Origin of the sequence: Gimesia aquarii, from assembly GCF_007748195.1 — a bacterium.
GTDB classification, from domain to species: Bacteria; Planctomycetota; Planctomycetia; order Planctomycetales; family Planctomycetaceae; genus Gimesia; species Gimesia aquarii.
Window position 1 is genome coordinate 4,956,177 of sequence record NZ_CP037920.1, and the last position, 14,795, is coordinate 4,970,971.

A 14,795-nucleotide genomic window follows, 5' to 3' on the forward strand; every position below is an offset into this window, starting at 1 on the left:
AACCATGAATTCAGTGAACACACATCAGATTTCCACAGAAGAAGAATCTGTTTATTCACGTTACGCCGATGCTGCAAATCAAAAAGAACCAGCTCTGTGTTGCCCTGTTGAATACAACACCGAATACTTATCAATCATTCCCGAGGAAATTCTAGAACGTGATTATGGCTGTGGCGATCCGACTCCTTATCTTTCGGCAGGTGATACAGTTGTCGATCTGGGTTCAGGAGGTGGAAAAATTTGTTACATCGCCTCTCAAATTGTTGGAGCTGAAGGAAAAGTGATTGGAGTCGACTGTAATGCCGAAATGTTGTCACTAGCCAGAAAATACCAACAACAGGTTTCCGATCGACTGGGATTCGCAAATGTCGAATTCCGTTGTGGCTTGATTCAAGACTTAAAATTGGATCTAGATCAGCTAAATCAGGAATTGTCTTCCAACCCGATTGACAGTCATGCCCGTTGGCTGGCATTGAGGAATCTCGAAGAACGTCTACGTCAGGAAGCTCCCATGATTGTAGATGAGAGCGCCGACTGCGTCATTTCTAATTGTGTCCTGAATCTGGTCCGTGAAAGTGACCGCAGTCAACTGCTGGAAGAAGTCTTTCGCGTTTTAAAACGTGGTGGCAAAGCTGTGATTAGTGACATCGTCTGTGATGAAGACGTCCCCCAACACCTGAAACAAGATCCCACGCTCTGGTCGGGCTGTCTCTCAGGTGCTTTTCGTGAAGATGAGTTTTTAAAAGCGTTTGAGAATGCCGGCTTTCATGGCATCGAAATTCTCAAACGCGAAGAAACTCCCTGGCAAACCATTGAAGGAATTGAATTCCGCTCAATCACGGTCTCAGCCTATAAAGGCAAACAAGGACCGTGCCTCGAAAGAAATCAAGCAATGGTTTATCGTGGACCATTTAAAAAAGTTGAAGACGATGATAATCATATTTACTTTCGAGGACAACGAATTGCTGTTTGCGATAAAACCTATCAATTACTACAAGCTCCCCCTTATGAGGGACACTTTATTCCCGTTGAACCTTATCAGAATATACCTCTAGACGAAGCCCAGGAAATGGACTGTCGGCGAAATGTTGTTCGACACCCTCGAGAAACTAAGGGCAAAAACTATGATTTAACAAGTGAAATCATGGAATCCTGTTGCAGTCCTGATAGTGGGTGTTGTTAAATAAAAGACATGACAGAAGATTTCATTCTGCAATCATCTTATCAGGAAGATATATGGCTTCATTAACTCTACTGCGACAACATAGCAAACTCGCTGATCCTCAACAACAATTGCTTGTGTTAAACAATCAAAATCAGTACCCTGATTTTGACCAAAAGTTAGTGCAAAATCAGCTTCCGTCTCTGCAAGCAAACACAATTAATACGCTCCAGATGAATCTGGGAAAACTCTGCAACATGACCTGTGAGCATTGCCATGTTGATGCTGGTCCTGATCGCAGAGAGATTATGATTTGGGAGACGATTCAGGACTGCCTCAAAGCCTTAAAAAATTCTGGTTTTCAGACATTGGATTTGACAGGTGGAGCACCTGAGATGAACCCCCATTTTCGAGATTTGGTTGAAGAGGCCACTAAACTCAAAAAACAAATCATTGATCGCTGTAATCTGACAATCCTGTTAGCACCAGGTTATACGGATCTACCTGATTTTCTTGCAGCCCATCAAGTCGAAATTGTTGCTTCCCTTCCCTGTTACCTTGAAGAAAATACAGACGACCAAAGAGGTAACGGCGCATTTAAAAAATCAGTTCAAGCATTACAAAAATTGAATTCGCTTGGTTATGGCAAATCAAATTCAAAATTGAAATTAAGCCTGGTATATAATCCTGTTGGATTTTCATTACCCCCTGATCAATCGGAATTGGAGTTGGCTTATCGAAGAGAACTTAAAAAACAATTCGATATTGAATTCACAAATTTAATTACCATCACCAATATGCCCATCAGTCGATTTCTCAGTGAATTGGTTAACCAGGGGCAGCTTGAAGAGTATATGGAGCGACTCATCAATGCGTTCAATCCAGAGACAGTCTCCGGACTCATGTGCCGCTCTATTATATCAGTAGACTGGCAGGGTTATCTCTATGATTGTGACTTTAACCAAATGCTGAATCTTCCTGTCTCTGTCTCTACCAGACGACACATCCGAGATTTTCTCTACCATGAACTGAGTGAAAGAGAAATCGTAACCAACCAACACTGTTATGGCTGCACCGCGGGAGCCGGTTCCAGTTGTGGAGGGGCGATTCAAAGCCTCTAGATCTCAATGCTTTGCCGATCTGAGCCATGTTTTTTCGAGTCCAAACTGAGTATTGAATTGGCTTACTAACCATTAATACCTCGACTAAAAAGCCAAATCAGAGACTATTCATTTTGCCAGTACCATTAAACTCTAAGAGATTCCGGACTCGCAGATTACGTTGATTTTTTATTCCAAAAAATAAAAAAACTACGAGTTTTCTCTCATGTGATTCCACTACTCTGGCGGAAATATTTCTATATATTCTCAGTTCATTTTTTTCGCACTTGACAAAGCAAAATAAATATAATATTGGGAATATCGTGAACAATAAATTTCCCTGCAAAACAGGGAAAGTTCCCTCATGATTGTTAATGAAATCCCACGATTGAACATTGACATCAGGCTTTTAGTATTTGTAAAAAATCGTTTAGAAATTTGGAAAGATTGCACTAAAAACTACGAGGATCAAACTGTGTTATTAGCTGATTCAATTTTCATCGAATCCCCTGAAGAACTCGAAACTATTACCGAAGAGACTCCGACTGTTTTCATGTCGTTAGACGATGATGAGGAGAACATTGGCTTCGATGATCTGGAAGACCTTGATGATGAAGATTTCGATGACGATGATGAATTCGACGAAGATGATGAAGACGAATTCGATGATGAAGATGACGAGTTCGATGACGACGAAATTGAAGATGAAGATTTCGATGACGATGATGATGATTTTTAAATCACTCATCCATAAGTAAACAGGCTCACCATTGAATACCACCAAAGGTGAGCCTCAGACTAATGTTAACAGCCAGTCTCATACAACTCATTCTCTCGTGAGCGGCTTGAGTCACTTTGCTTCTACATGCCGCTTAGCTTCTAAAATTGAAAAGAAATAATTGTATGCAAGGATTGGTCGAAAAAATTAATGATGCTGTTGAATTTCTGAATCCACAAATTAAACAGTATCCCCAAATCGGTTTGATACTGGGTACAGGACTGGGTGATTTAAGCCAACAGATCAATCAAGACATCTCAATCAATTATGAGACGATCCCCCACTTTCCCCACTCAACAGTGGAATCACACGCCGGTCAGTTAGTATTTGGAACTCTCAACGGGACTACCATCGTCACAATGGAAGGTCGCTTTCATTACTACGAAGGTTACTCTATGAAAGAAGTCACGTTTCCCGTCAGAGTAATGAAAGCGCTTGGTGTTGAGACACTGATCATTACCAACGCTGCGGGAGGCATGAATCCCAATTATCAACTTGCTGATATTATGATCATTGAAGATCAAATCAACTTAATGGGGGACAACCCGCTACGAGGTATCAATGATGATCGATTGGGAGTTCGTTTTCCGGATATGAGTGAACCTTACGATCAGAGATTAATTAAGTTAGCCGAAGAAATGGCTCTTGAACTTAAGATTCGTACACAAACCGGATCTTTTGTAGCAGTAACCGGGCCGAACCTCGAAACCCGCGCCGAATACCGGATGCTGCGACAAATGGGGGCCGATTGTGTTGGGATGTCGACCGTCCCAGAATGCATTGTGGCCAACCATGCCTCAATGAAGGTTTTGGGACTTTCTGTAGTAACAGATATCTGTCTGCCTGATGCGCTCGAACCAGTGGAAATCAGCAAAATCTTGAAAGTCGCAGCAGATGGTGGCCAGAAATTAGCTCGCCTGATCCCTCAAATCATCTCAAAACTCTAAATGATCATTCTTTGCTTTTCCAGTCAGACTCTCAGACTCAAATGTCCTGAATGTACCAAATCTCAATCTGGATTAGAATAATAAGAGAGATACCAATCGACAAATCGGTTTACTCCCTGTTCAATTGTAGTTGATGGCGAAAAATGGATCGCCTGTTTTAGTTCAGAGATATCAGCGTAGGTTTCTAAAACATCCCCTGGTTGCATTGGATAGTTTTCACGAATCGCCTGCTTGCCAACTCGTTGCTCAATCACATCAATCAATTCTGAGATACCAATGGGTTGATGATTTCCGATGTTATAAAGCCTGTAAGGTGCTTCTGACTCGATATTCTCATTAGCGCAGGTACTTACTGACAGTTCTTGTCGACGACTAGGAATATCTTCCAACACACCCACCACACCGGTCACAATATCATCGATATAAGTAAAATCGCGTTTCAATTTTCCGTGATTAAATACTTTAATGGGTGTGCCTTCAAGAATCGCTTTAGTAAAAAGAAAGACCGCCATATCAGGTCGTCCCCACGGGCCATACACCGTAAAAAAACGCAAGCCTGTTGTCGGTAAATCATAAAGATGGCTATAACTATGTGCAATTAATTCATCAGCTCGTTTTGTAGCCGCATAAATGCTGATGGGATGATCCACACGATCACTTGTGGAATAGGGCGTCTTTCGATTCGCTCCGTAGACAGAACTGGATGATGCGTAAACAAAATGCCTAACCTGAGCTTCTCGACAATATTCCAAAAGATTGACAAAGCCTCCTACATTACTTTGTACATAATCCAAAGGCCTTTCCAGGGAGTTTCGTACCCCCACTTCTGCAGCCAGATGCACCACTTTTTCAAATGTGAATTGCTGGAATAGCTGTGATATTGATTTTACATCAGTAATATTAGTCTCAAGAAACTGAAATGCCTGTTCCTGTTGTAATTCCTGGAGACGGTCACGCTTTAATTGCACGTCATAATGTGCGTTCAAATTATCAATCCCAACCACATGGTACCCTTGAGAAAGAAGGCGGGACGCGACATGAAACCCAATAAACCCTGCTGCACCTGTCACCAAAATTTGGTTCATGATGTTTCCTGATTCATTAAGTCTTGATAGTAGGCTACTGTCTTGGTTAGCCCTTCCTGCAAAGAGACTTGAGGTTCCCAGTTCAAAATCGTTTTCGCTTTTGTGATATCAGGACAGCGTTTTTTGGGATCATCAGTCGGAAGAGGACGAGATTCTAACTTCGACTTTGATTTAACAATCTGAAGCACAGACTCTGCTAACTCTAACATACTATTCTCAATAGGATTTCCCAGATTGATAGGACCAGATGTCTCATCTTGTTCCATCATTTTCAAAAATCCATCGATCAAATCATCTACATAGCAGAACGAACGAGTTTGTGTTCCATCACCATAAATCGTAAGAGGCTGCCCCCTTAATGCCTGATTGATGAAATTTGAGACCACACGTCCATCATTGGGATCCATCCGTGGCCCATATGTATTGAAAATCCTCACTATGCGAATTGGGACTTGGTGTGCTTCATGATAATTCATACACAACGACTCGGCGATGCGTTTTCCTTCATCGTAACAACTTCGTGGACCAATAGGATTCACATGCCCCCAATACTCTTCAACTTGCGGATGTACTTCAGGATCGCCATAAACCTCAGAGGTTGAAGCATGTAATACTTTGGCTTGACAACGTTTTGCTAATCCTAAGAGGTTTACCATGCCTACGGTCGAGGTTTTAATGGTTTTAATCGGGTTATACTGATACGCAACTGGTGAAGCTGGACAAGCCAGATTATAAATTTCATTGACTTCCAAATGAATCGGATGGACAATGTCGTGCCTGATTAATTCAAATCGAGGATGTCCCATCAAATGGACGATATTTTGTTTACTTCCTGTAAAGAAATTATCCAGACAGATTACATACTTCCCTCTCTCAACCAGCCGGTCACAGAGATGACTTCCCAAAAAACCAGCACCACCGGTTACTAATACAGAATCCATCAGTTGTCTTTCGTCCTTCGATATATATTACTTTTAATTAATGTTGGGTGTAATTTAAGATACTCATTAGATATTAAGAACCAGTTCTTTTAGACTGCAGATTCAGTGCAACATTATTGATTATTTGATAAAGTAGTTGCTTATCGTGCTCGACTTCGAATTCCGATCTCTCAATTAACGTCTTATAAATTTTGTTGACTTCCTGAAGTTCTTTCGGAAGATTAATTCTTTCCTTTAGCTCTAATAAATTAGTTGCTCGTTGATGAAACGAGCGAGACAGAATGACCCACTCTGATCCCAGCCTTGCATGTTCACCCAAAACCAATTTCCCCGATACAAGCCCTTGATTCATTGTCGAAATCCCCCCCACTCCAAACGGCATATTGGCGTTTCGACATATCTCAGCCATTTTCTCAACCATGCCATTTGACATCAGTTCGAACATGAAATTAAGTTCTAAATCGAGATGTAAATCATTCAAACCAAAATGGACCTGACTCACACCGGGAACCCGAACAATTTCAGCCAGACCTTTCATAGCTCCCACCGTTTCAACTAATGGAACAACGGAGGCACGTTGATTTACGCGTTGACAAAACCAGTCTATTTCCTCAACAGACTGAAACATGGGAAGCATTAAACAATCTGCTCCCTGATCTAATATATTTTCAATTTCTTCAACTGAATCAGGATTAAGAGGATTGAGCCGTACCAAGACTTCTGCTTGATTCACAGCTGCTTTGACTCTGGAAATATTTTCCAAGCGATGCCGAGATATCACCGTGTCTCGGTCTCCCTGACGTTCAACTTTACCAAACACTTCCAAGTCAACGAAAATCCGGTCGACTCCACATTGATCGACATATTTAGCAATTTCTGGACAATCTGTGATAAATAAATACTTCATTTTACAAAAGCCTCCTTCGAAAATGAGGCAGATGATTTTTCAGAATTAATAAGGCAGCTCCGAAACAGACCAGTCCTAGAAGTACAGAAGAAATAATCAGTAAAAATGGCTCTGAAATAAACTTGACCATCATTGCTGAAAATGAAATCCCCAATAATGTTAGAAGGATTAAAGCAGTACAGTGCTTAAGCTTGACGCCATCAATAACAGAAACATTTAATTTTACATGCAATGAAATTGTCAAAGCTAAAAAGTGAATCCAGCTCGTAATAACAAAAGCAAGCATGACTCCAGAAACTCCCATTGAGTCTCTTAAAACCAGAGAAAGCAATATCAGACAACTCAATAATATAATGCTAATCTTGAATGGTACTAGTGTTTCATGTCTTGCATAAAACACATTCATTGTGAGAATCGACAGTATCAATGCTGGCATCGCAATGATAGCAATTTGCAATAACTTTGCAGTATTGGCAACATCTTCTGCCGTGAATAAGCCTCTTTTAAAAAGTAGAGAAACAACTGGTTCTGCACAACCATAAACGGCAACAGTAACTGGAATTGTTACTAAGACGATTAGCCCCGCTACCTGGCTGATTAATTTTGCAGCTTCGGCTGAGTCTCGTTCAGAAAAAATGCGACTTAACCGTGGAAATATTACCATTGTCAGTGCAGCCCCTAACAATCCACGTGGCAGTTCAACCAGCTTGAGTGCATACTCAAACAGACTGATCCCGCCTTCAAATGCTGAAGCAAAAGAACGTGAGACAACTGGAAATGCAACGACAACCCCAATTGCAGTCAGTGCATGGAAATATTTCAGGAATAGGCTCCGGCTCAAAGTAGAGAATTGCATTAACGATCGAAATCCACCATGAAACGTTCCAGCTACAAAACAGCTTATTATCTGTGTTAATAATCGAAATGAAACGGCCAGAACAACAGCCCATGCGACGACTGAGATACTTTCAGGTGTCACCCAGAAAAAAATTGCCACTAGCAAGATGACATTAAAAAATAAATTGCCAAATGCTGGAATCAATGGTTTGTGATGCCCTTGCAAGGCAGCTGCGGTGACCGCGGTAACAGCACAAATAGGAAAAGCGAATAAAACAATCAAAATCAGTTTACTAGCTTCATCAATCTGTGAAGGTGTAAACCCAGACGCTAATAGCTGAGTAAACCACGGTGAACAAATCGCCAAGACAAGTGCGAACAGACTGGACACCAGAGCTACAATAAAGAAGGATTGAACTATCAGTTGATTGGCGTTCTGTTCAGAAATATTTTGACTTCTCCGATGCATTTCAGGAACTAGTACGGCAGCCATAGCACCACCGATTAACATCGCATTTAAAATATCAGGGACGGATATTATGAGTATCGCAAGATCGTTCGCGTGTGATACTCCCAACACAGAAGCAAGCCCCAACACACGAAATAAGCCAGTCAATCGCCCCAACAATATCGCGACGGCAACTAACATTGCGGCTAGTGAAAGTGACCTCCCCATCATTTGATCTAAACCCTTCCTGAAATCTGAGAAGGTTCCTCAAATAATGTCAAAGTCCGCTCAATCCGTTGCATAAAGATTTTCCAATCCTTCGGAGTTGTCTCTTCAATACCATGCTATGTTAAATTGTATAACGTTCTTCATTGAAAAAATGAATATTACGTCCAACCCACTCAGCAGTCTTCGCTAAGCCACTTTTGAATGAGACCTGGCTTTTCCAACCGGTTAATTGATGAATTTTGGTGTTGTCAGCTAACAGACGATTGACCTCACTTTTTTCTGGTCGAACTCGATCCTCATCACAGATAATGGGAACTTCGCATCCAGTCACTTCCATCAGTATTTTAGCAGTTTCTTCAATAGACCACTCTTCGCCGCTACCAATATTGACCACCTCCCCTTCGGACTGTTTGCATAACGCCAGTGCAATCATGCCAGCGGCGGTATCTGTCGCAAAGTTAAAGTCGCGTGTTGGTGTTAATGCACCTAATTTTAATACTGTACAACCTGCCTGTAATTGACTTGCGATAGTGGGAATAACTGCGCGAGCCGTCTGTCTTGGTCCATATGTATTAAACGGCCTGGCGGTAACAATTGGCAATCCAAAAGAGAGATAAAAACTCTCTGCCATCTTGTCGGCTCCAATTTTACTGGCTGAGTAAGGTGACTGACCAACTAAAGGATGATTTTCATCTATGGGTACATGTTGTGCAGTTCCATAGACTTCTGAAGTTGAAACATGCACTAACCTCGTCAAGCAATCTGAATTTCGACTTGCCTGTAATACATTCAAGGCTCCCGTCACATTTGTGTCTACATAAGAACGTGAGGCAACATAACTATAAGGAATTGCAATAAGGCTGGATAAATGAAATATGTATTCACAACCTTCAACCGCACCATTAATTCGTTCGACATCACGAATGTCTCCTTGAATGATTTCTATAGATTGCCGAACTTCCTGGGAAACATCATTCAGCCATCCAATCTGATTCCACGAATTATAATAGACAAGTGCTCGAACCTTAGCTCCGCTTTGTACAAGTTGTTCAACTAGATGACTCCCGATAAAACCATCTGCTCCGGTAACCAGCGTTTGTTTACCAGCTAATGACTCAGACATTCTAATTTTTTCTTGTTCAAAAAGGATGGTTGAAAAAGATTAAGCGGCTCTTCTATGATTTAGTTCAATATTCACTGCTGCTTCGTCAAACTCTTCTAAATCACCCAAAGTTTCTTTGACGATTTTTAGTTCTGTACGCGCTTTGTTTAATTCGTCATGAGTCCCTATGTCTGACCAATACTCATGCACTGGAAATACTACGACACCAGAATTTTCAGAAATACTCAACTCAATTAAATCTGTCATGTTATACGGACAATTTTTGGGCACTCGACACACTGCTTCCGGGGAGATTGCATAGATCCCTGCATTACACAAAAAATGTTGCGATGGCTTCTCTTCTAGATATTGTGCATAGGCACCTTCTGTTTTGATTACACCATAGGGAATCTCAATGTGATAATCGATGGCAGCAACTGTCATAAATGGTTGATGTGTATAATGGAAATCAAGCAAGTATCGAAAATTAATCGATGTAAAAACATCTCCATTCATTAACAATAACGGACCATCAAGTGTCTCTTGAATTAAGGAGATCGCTCCGGCCGTGCCCAGCTTCTGCTGCTCATGCAAATATTGAATCTCAACTCCAAACTGACTTCCATCGCCTAAGTGTGATTCAATCATTTCTGCAAGGTAATTTACCGCAATGTATACCTTATCCATACCTGCATTGGCTACTCGACGAACTTGTCTTTCAATAAGTGGCATCCCCCCTACCTCGACTAAAGGTTTGGGGAGATTCTCTGTGAGTGGCAACAACCTACGACCTTCGCCACCCGCCATAATTAATGCACAGCTAAAACCATCTGCCTTTTCAGTATCGTTTCTTTGTGTTAAGTCAGTTAGTAAAATGACGTCGACCACACAATTATTTGAATCGACTAAAGGGAGTGCTTCTAATTCTCCTTGCTGCAATAGTTCAATAATCGAAGATTGAGACATTTTACGCTCTGCCTTAGTCGGCTTGCGATTCATGATGGTTGTTATGGGCTCATCTAACTTTAATCCAGCAAGTAAGCCTCGACGCACATCGCCATCAGTAACCACCCCCTGCAAACATCCGTTTGCATCAATGACGACGGCAATCCCTTTTTGGCCTAATTCGATTGCTAGAATCGCCGCTCTCACATCCACAGATTCATTAATCAAGCACTTTTCCATTGAGTCCATCCCTGGCTTGCTCTTCTAGGTAAATGACCATGCAATTCCCCAGTTTTAATTAAGTAATCTCTAAATCTTTACTCAATCTAGATTTGCTTCTTTCAAACCGTTGTCGAGATCATAAAATTTTTTTTGTGTCGTTACATTGACATCGCATTTCTTAAGTATTTTTACGATCCTGGCTGATGTCTGACCGTCCCCATAAGGATTCGTCGCATTTTTCAGCAACTTCTCAATTTTGGGAGAATACAATGTTTTCAGAGCTACAGCTATACCGGTTTCAGTTGGCTCACAGTCGATTATCAGTTCAGACTTGATTCTGCCTTTCTGGCGATTACCAATATTGACCGTAGCAATTCCAAAGCTGGGTGCTTCAATAATACCACTCGAAGAATTTCCAATCACAGCATCTACATATTGCATCGCCGACAAATACCGTAATTGCCCTAAACTCACAAATGATTTATAGCGAGTTACATCTTTACTTACAAACTCATCAATTAACTGATTGATCATACGACCATCTGTATCGGCGTTTGTTTTAGTAAAAATAATATTTGTCTCATCCAACTTTTCCAGAACATTAAGTAGACTTTGGATCTGTTGGACTGAAGAGTTCTTTTCAAGTGTAACGGGATGAAATGTACATAATAAGTTATGGCGACTCAGCTTCAGCCCGATACTCTTCTCGAACTCTTCTTTCGACAACAGCTCCAGACGTGAGATATTATCTAAACCGATTGCGCCAACATTAAAGACACGATCTGGGTTTTCTCCTAATTGGATGACCCTTTTTCGATAGACCTCGGTAGAAGTAAAATGATACTGACTCATTTTTGTGATAGAATGACGTAATGCATCATCAAAGGCTCCTTCAGTCACCTCACCACCGTGAAGATGGGCAACTGGAATACGGCTGATATGTGCAGCAGAAACAGCGCTGAATATCTCATATCGATCCCCTAAAACGATAATCAAATCAGGCTGAAGACGAGCATATGCTTCAGAAAAACTAATCAGCCCCAGCCCCATCGATTTACAGATCCCAATCGGAGTATCGGAGCTCATTACAACTTCTACTTTCTCGTCAATCTCATATCCATCACGTTCGATCTCCTGAAAAGTGAGACCGAATTCAGGTGATAAATGGGAACCTGTCACAAGAAGCTGAAGTGTTAGAGTTGCTTCAGAAATAATCTCGTCAATTAGAGGTCTTAATAAACCATACTCCGCTCTAGAGCCAGTTACCAGACAGACGTTTTTTTTCATAGATCGATTATTTCGTCTTCAAGGAAATCTCTCTTCGCGATCTGGTTAATCACCTTATCCCAGTTCATCGGACTGATACCTGTGCCCGGGCGTTTAACACAGAGATTACGTTCCGTAAATGACTCTCCTTTTTTGATTGCACGTGCTGCAATTATACTTTTACGTACAATTGGCTTATTTTTTGATTCAGAAGCCGATGGCTTTTTGATCGGACTACCTAATGAATTTTCCGTATTTCTGATCCCCCGAACCAACATCATCAGCTCATCTGGTTCCAAAGAGGCAGAATGGTCAGGACCTTCCATATTCTTGTCGAGCGTGAAATGCTTTTCAATCACAGTGGCCCCCAATGCAGTAGCAGCAATGGAAACTTCAATTCCCAATGTATGATCCGAATAGCCAACATTCACACCAAAAGCATTCTTGATCGTTAACATGGCCCGCAAGTTTACATCCTGTATGGGAGTTGGATATTCTGTATTACAGTGCAATACAGTGATATTACTTCGATCGACACCACTCTCAATCAAGATTTCCAATGCATCTTCAATCTCTCCCAAGTTGGCCATTCCTGTTGAAAGCACTACTTGATCAAACGTTTTACCCACTTTTTTCAAGTAGGGATAATTTGTAATTTCACCTGAAGGCACCTTGATAATTTTTAAACCGAGTGACTTGAGTAAATCAACACTTTCTAAATCGAATGGCGTTGAGATGAAAACAATTCCTGCTAATTTGCAGTAGTCAAAAAGCTCCTGGTGCGCTTCCTGATCGATTTCCAATTTTTTTAACAGACTAAATTGAGTCGAATTTTCCTCGTCCGTTAAATTATTTCTTTGCTGGTATTCCGCTTGTGGAGCAGATTTGCAAACAAGCTTTTCGGTCTTGAATGTTTGAAACTTGATCGCATCTGCCCCCGCCTCTGTAGCAGCATCGATCATTTTTTTCGCAGTCTCCACACACCCGTTGTGGTTCACTCCTGCTTCTGCAATTACAAATACACTCATCTTGCTGGCACTCCTTTGACTAATGCACCATCTTTAACATCCTGTATGACTACAGCTCCGGCTGCTATTATTGCATTATCGCCTACTTTCACTCCCTGAATCACAATAGCCCCTGCTCCAACAAAAGCGTTGTTTCCTACAACCACTCCTCCACTGAGTACAACCCCTGGACTGAGAAAAACATGGCTTCCAATTTGACAATCGTGATCTACTTGTGCTCCCGTGTTAACAACAGTTCCTTCCCCCAATATTGAATCTGTTTGAATAATGGCACCTGCCATAATCTGCACGCCATCAGACAATGAAATATCAGATGAGCAGATTGAGTTAGGATGAATTAGCGCGGGTATCTGGAAATCTAATTCTCGGCTCCGGTCAAATAGCGTTTTTCTTAATAAATTACATTTAGTGCTTCCGACTGCAATCGCAACATTTTTTATGCCTTGATCACGTAGTTCAGATAATGCATCATCTGCCCCCAGAACATCAATCCCTTTCAGGTGTGTTCCACGTTCCATCTTCGGGTCAAGAATTCCGACAATTTTATACTCACCTCTTTCCGTAATCAGATCAATGAGGACTTTTGCATGTCCACCTCCACCTAGAAGTATGATCGCATTCGATGTTTCATTCATTTTTGATCAAAATACACTTTAATGCGATCAACCACGTATTGAATATCATCAACGGTAAGTTGAACACTGGAGGGAATCGAAATACATTTTTCAAATTCGGCCATTGTCTCTTCCATCTTATAAACCTGACAGTCCTGATACATGGATAAATTATGCATTAGCTTCCATGCCGGACGTACTTGGATATTTTGTGAAAGTAAATAATCCATTAAAGAATTACGGTCTTCGGATGAAACCATTAAAGTGCAAAGCCAAAAATTACTTTTGGCCCATGGTTCTTCCCAAGCCAACTTTACATTTGGTAGTGTCGCCAATAGTTCACGATAGCAAGTTGCATTTTTTCTCTTGATTTCAACGAATGAATCAAGCTGCTCTAACTGTGCTACTCCTAAGGCAGCTTGAATATTCGTCAAACGATAATTGAAGCCGATCTCATCATGCTCATACTCAAAGGGCTTTTTGTTTGCCTGTGTACTTAAATGATGTATTCGATTTGCCAGAGACTCGTCATTTGTAGTGACCATTCCACCGCCACCACAGGTGATAATTTTGTTACCATTAAACGAAAAACAACCGATGGTAGATAGCGAGCCTGTCTTCCTTCCCCTGTACTCAGAACCCAGACTCTCTGAGGCATCTTCGATAATCGGAAGACCATACCGTCCTGCAATTTCATTCAAAGGTGCCATATCTACCGGATGACCAAAAATGTGCACTGGTAAGATAGCGCTAACCTTTCGACCACTTTGCCTGTTATACAATTCACCATTTCGTAAAACGCACTCTTGGGACAGGAAATCATTTACTTTATTAACGTCTAATCCCAAAGTAGCAGGATCTGATCCTATAAAAACAGGAAAAGCACCACAGTACTTTATGGCGTTCACAGGAGCAATGAATGTGAATGATGGTGCGATCACTTCATCATTAGGTCGAACACCACAAGCTAGCAGACTAAGATGAAGTGCAGCGGTTCCATTCACCGTCGCCACTCCGAACTCTGTACCGACATATTCACTGACACTTTGCTCAAATTGATCTACATACGATCCAACAGAAGAAACCCACCCCGTATCAAGGCACTCCTTCACATATTTCCATTCATTCCCAGAAATACTTGGTATCGATAATGGAATTAACTCGCGCATCATTTGCACAACTCAA

14 protein-coding genes are annotated in these 14,795 nt (G+C 41.3%); 4 read left to right on the top strand and 10 right to left on the bottom strand.

Features of this window, described 5'->3' with window-relative positions; translation table 11 throughout:
* Nucleotides 1-4: 4 nt before the first annotated feature.
* The 4 genes from V144x_RS19175 (at nt 5) to V144x_RS19190 (ending at nt 3,987) form a co-directional block, all read left to right on the top strand.
* A complete protein-coding gene (locus V144x_RS19175; protein ID WP_144987165.1) occupies nt 5-1,183 on the top strand; it encodes a methyltransferase domain-containing protein in 1,179 nt (392 codons plus the stop codon).
* Nucleotides 1,184-1,236: 53 nt separating this feature from the next.
* Nucleotides 1,237-2,283 (top strand): arsenosugar biosynthesis radical SAM (seleno)protein ArsS, encoded by a 1,047-nt coding sequence (gene arsS, locus V144x_RS19180; RefSeq protein WP_144987167.1) that lies wholly within the window; start codon nt 1,237-1,239, stop codon nt 2,281-2,283.
* Nucleotides 2,284-2,626: 343 nt separating this feature from the next.
* A complete protein-coding gene (locus V144x_RS19185; protein ID WP_144987169.1) occupies nt 2,627-3,001 on the top strand; it encodes a hypothetical protein in 375 nt (124 codons plus the stop codon).
* Between the two features lie 164 nt (nt 3,002-3,165).
* Nucleotides 3,166-3,987, top strand: a complete 822-nt coding sequence (locus V144x_RS19190) for a purine-nucleoside phosphorylase (RefSeq protein WP_144987171.1) — start codon at nt 3,166-3,168, stop codon at nt 3,985-3,987.
* Nucleotides 3,988-4,049: 62 nt separating this feature from the next.
* On the opposite strand, the gene V144x_RS19195 is transcribed toward V144x_RS19190, so the two are convergent.
* The 10 genes from V144x_RS19195 to V144x_RS19240 all read right to left on the bottom strand — a co-directional run bounded on the left by V144x_RS19195 (nt 4,050) and on the right by V144x_RS19240 (nt 14,782).
* Nucleotides 4,050-5,072: an SDR family NAD(P)-dependent oxidoreductase gene (locus V144x_RS19195; protein WP_144987173.1), complete on the bottom strand. Its 1,023-nt coding sequence runs from the start codon at nt 5,070-5,072 to the stop codon at nt 4,050-4,052.
* A complete protein-coding gene (locus V144x_RS19200) occupies nt 5,069-6,013 on the bottom strand; it encodes a UDP-glucuronic acid decarboxylase family protein (RefSeq protein WP_144987175.1) in 945 nt (314 codons plus the stop codon). Before V144x_RS19200 ends, V144x_RS19195 begins: the two co-directional genes overlap by 4 nt.
* Nucleotides 6,014-6,086: 73 nt before the next feature.
* Entirely contained in the window at nt 6,087-6,920 is an 834-nt protein-coding gene (locus tag V144x_RS19205) for an aldolase/citrate lyase family protein (protein WP_144987177.1), read from the bottom strand.
* Nucleotide 6,921: 1 nt separating this feature from the next.
* Nucleotides 6,922-8,436, bottom strand: a complete 1,515-nt coding sequence (murJ, locus tag V144x_RS19210) for a murein biosynthesis integral membrane protein MurJ (protein ID WP_144987179.1) — start codon at nt 8,434-8,436, stop codon at nt 6,922-6,924.
* A gap of 118 nt (nt 8,437-8,554) precedes the next feature.
* Nucleotides 8,555-9,556 carry an SDR family NAD(P)-dependent oxidoreductase gene (locus V144x_RS19215; protein WP_144987181.1) on the bottom strand — a complete coding sequence of 334 codons (1,002 nt, stop codon included), beginning with the start codon at nt 9,554-9,556 and terminating at the stop codon, nt 8,555-8,557.
* Between the two features lie 39 nt (nt 9,557-9,595).
* The gene (locus tag V144x_RS19220; RefSeq protein WP_197998522.1) at nt 9,596-10,720 is read right to left on the bottom strand and encodes a nucleotidyltransferase family protein; all 1,125 of its coding nucleotides are present in this window, start codon (nt 10,718-10,720) and stop codon (nt 9,596-9,598) included.
* Between the two features lie 81 nt (nt 10,721-10,801).
* Nucleotides 10,802-11,989: a UDP-N-acetylglucosamine 2-epimerase gene (gene neuC / locus V144x_RS19225; protein WP_144987184.1), complete on the bottom strand. Its 1,188-nt coding sequence runs from the start codon at nt 11,987-11,989 to the stop codon at nt 10,802-10,804.
* Entirely contained in the window at nt 11,986-12,996 is a 1,011-nt protein-coding gene (neuB, locus tag V144x_RS19230) for an N-acetylneuraminate synthase (protein ID WP_144987186.1), read from the bottom strand. Before neuB ends, neuC begins: the two co-directional genes overlap by 4 nt.
* Nucleotides 12,993-13,631 (bottom strand): NeuD/PglB/VioB family sugar acetyltransferase, encoded by a 639-nt coding sequence (locus V144x_RS19235; RefSeq protein WP_144987188.1) that lies wholly within the window; start codon nt 13,629-13,631, stop codon nt 12,993-12,995. The genes neuB and V144x_RS19235 overlap by 4 nt, the downstream gene beginning before the upstream one ends.
* Nucleotides 13,628-14,782, bottom strand: a complete 1,155-nt coding sequence (locus tag V144x_RS19240) for a LegC family aminotransferase (RefSeq protein WP_144987190.1) — start codon at nt 14,780-14,782, stop codon at nt 13,628-13,630. Before V144x_RS19240 ends, V144x_RS19235 begins: the two co-directional genes overlap by 4 nt.
* Nucleotides 14,783-14,795 lie beyond the last annotated feature (13 nt).

What these genes read in the sequence shown, in the direction of transcription:
- V144x_RS19175 (WP_144987165.1), top strand. Translation starts at nt 5, where the DNA reads ATGAATTCAGTGAACACACATCAGATTTCCACAGAAGAAGAATCTGTT.
- arsS (WP_144987167.1), top strand. Translation starts at nt 1,237, where the DNA reads ATGGCTTCATTAACTCTACTGCGACAACATAGCAAACTCGCTGATCCT.
- V144x_RS19185 (WP_144987169.1), top strand. Translation starts at nt 2,627, where the DNA reads ATGATTGTTAATGAAATCCCACGATTGAACATTGACATCAGGCTTTTA.
- V144x_RS19190 (WP_144987171.1), top strand. Translation starts at nt 3,166, where the DNA reads ATGCAAGGATTGGTCGAAAAAATTAATGATGCTGTTGAATTTCTGAAT.
- V144x_RS19195 (WP_144987173.1), bottom strand. Translation starts at nt 5,072, where the DNA reads ATGAACCAAATTTTGGTGACAGGTGCAGCAGGGTTTATTGGGTTTCAT.
- V144x_RS19200 (WP_144987175.1), bottom strand. Translation starts at nt 6,013, where the DNA reads ATGGATTCTGTATTAGTAACCGGTGGTGCTGGTTTTTTGGGAAGTCAT.
- V144x_RS19205 (WP_144987177.1), bottom strand. Translation starts at nt 6,920, where the DNA reads ATGAAGTATTTATTTATCACAGATTGTCCAGAAATTGCTAAATATGTC.
- murJ (WP_144987179.1), bottom strand. Translation starts at nt 8,436, where the DNA reads ATGATGGGGAGGTCACTTTCACTAGCCGCAATGTTAGTTGCCGTCGCG.
- V144x_RS19215 (WP_144987181.1), bottom strand. Translation starts at nt 9,556, where the DNA reads ATGTCTGAGTCATTAGCTGGTAAACAAACGCTGGTTACCGGAGCAGAT.
- V144x_RS19220 (WP_197998522.1), bottom strand. Translation starts at nt 10,720, where the DNA reads ATGGAAAAGTGCTTGATTAATGAATCTGTGGATGTGAGAGCGGCGATT.
- neuC (WP_144987184.1), bottom strand. Translation starts at nt 11,989, where the DNA reads ATGAAAAAAAACGTCTGTCTGGTAACTGGCTCTAGAGCGGAGTATGGT.
- neuB (WP_144987186.1), bottom strand. Translation starts at nt 12,996, where the DNA reads ATGAGTGTATTTGTAATTGCAGAAGCAGGAGTGAACCACAACGGGTGT.
- V144x_RS19235 (WP_144987188.1), bottom strand. Translation starts at nt 13,631, where the DNA reads ATGAATGAAACATCGAATGCGATCATACTTCTAGGTGGAGGTGGACAT.
- V144x_RS19240 (WP_144987190.1), bottom strand. Translation starts at nt 14,782, where the DNA reads ATGATGCGCGAGTTAATTCCATTATCGATACCAAGTATTTCTGGGAAT.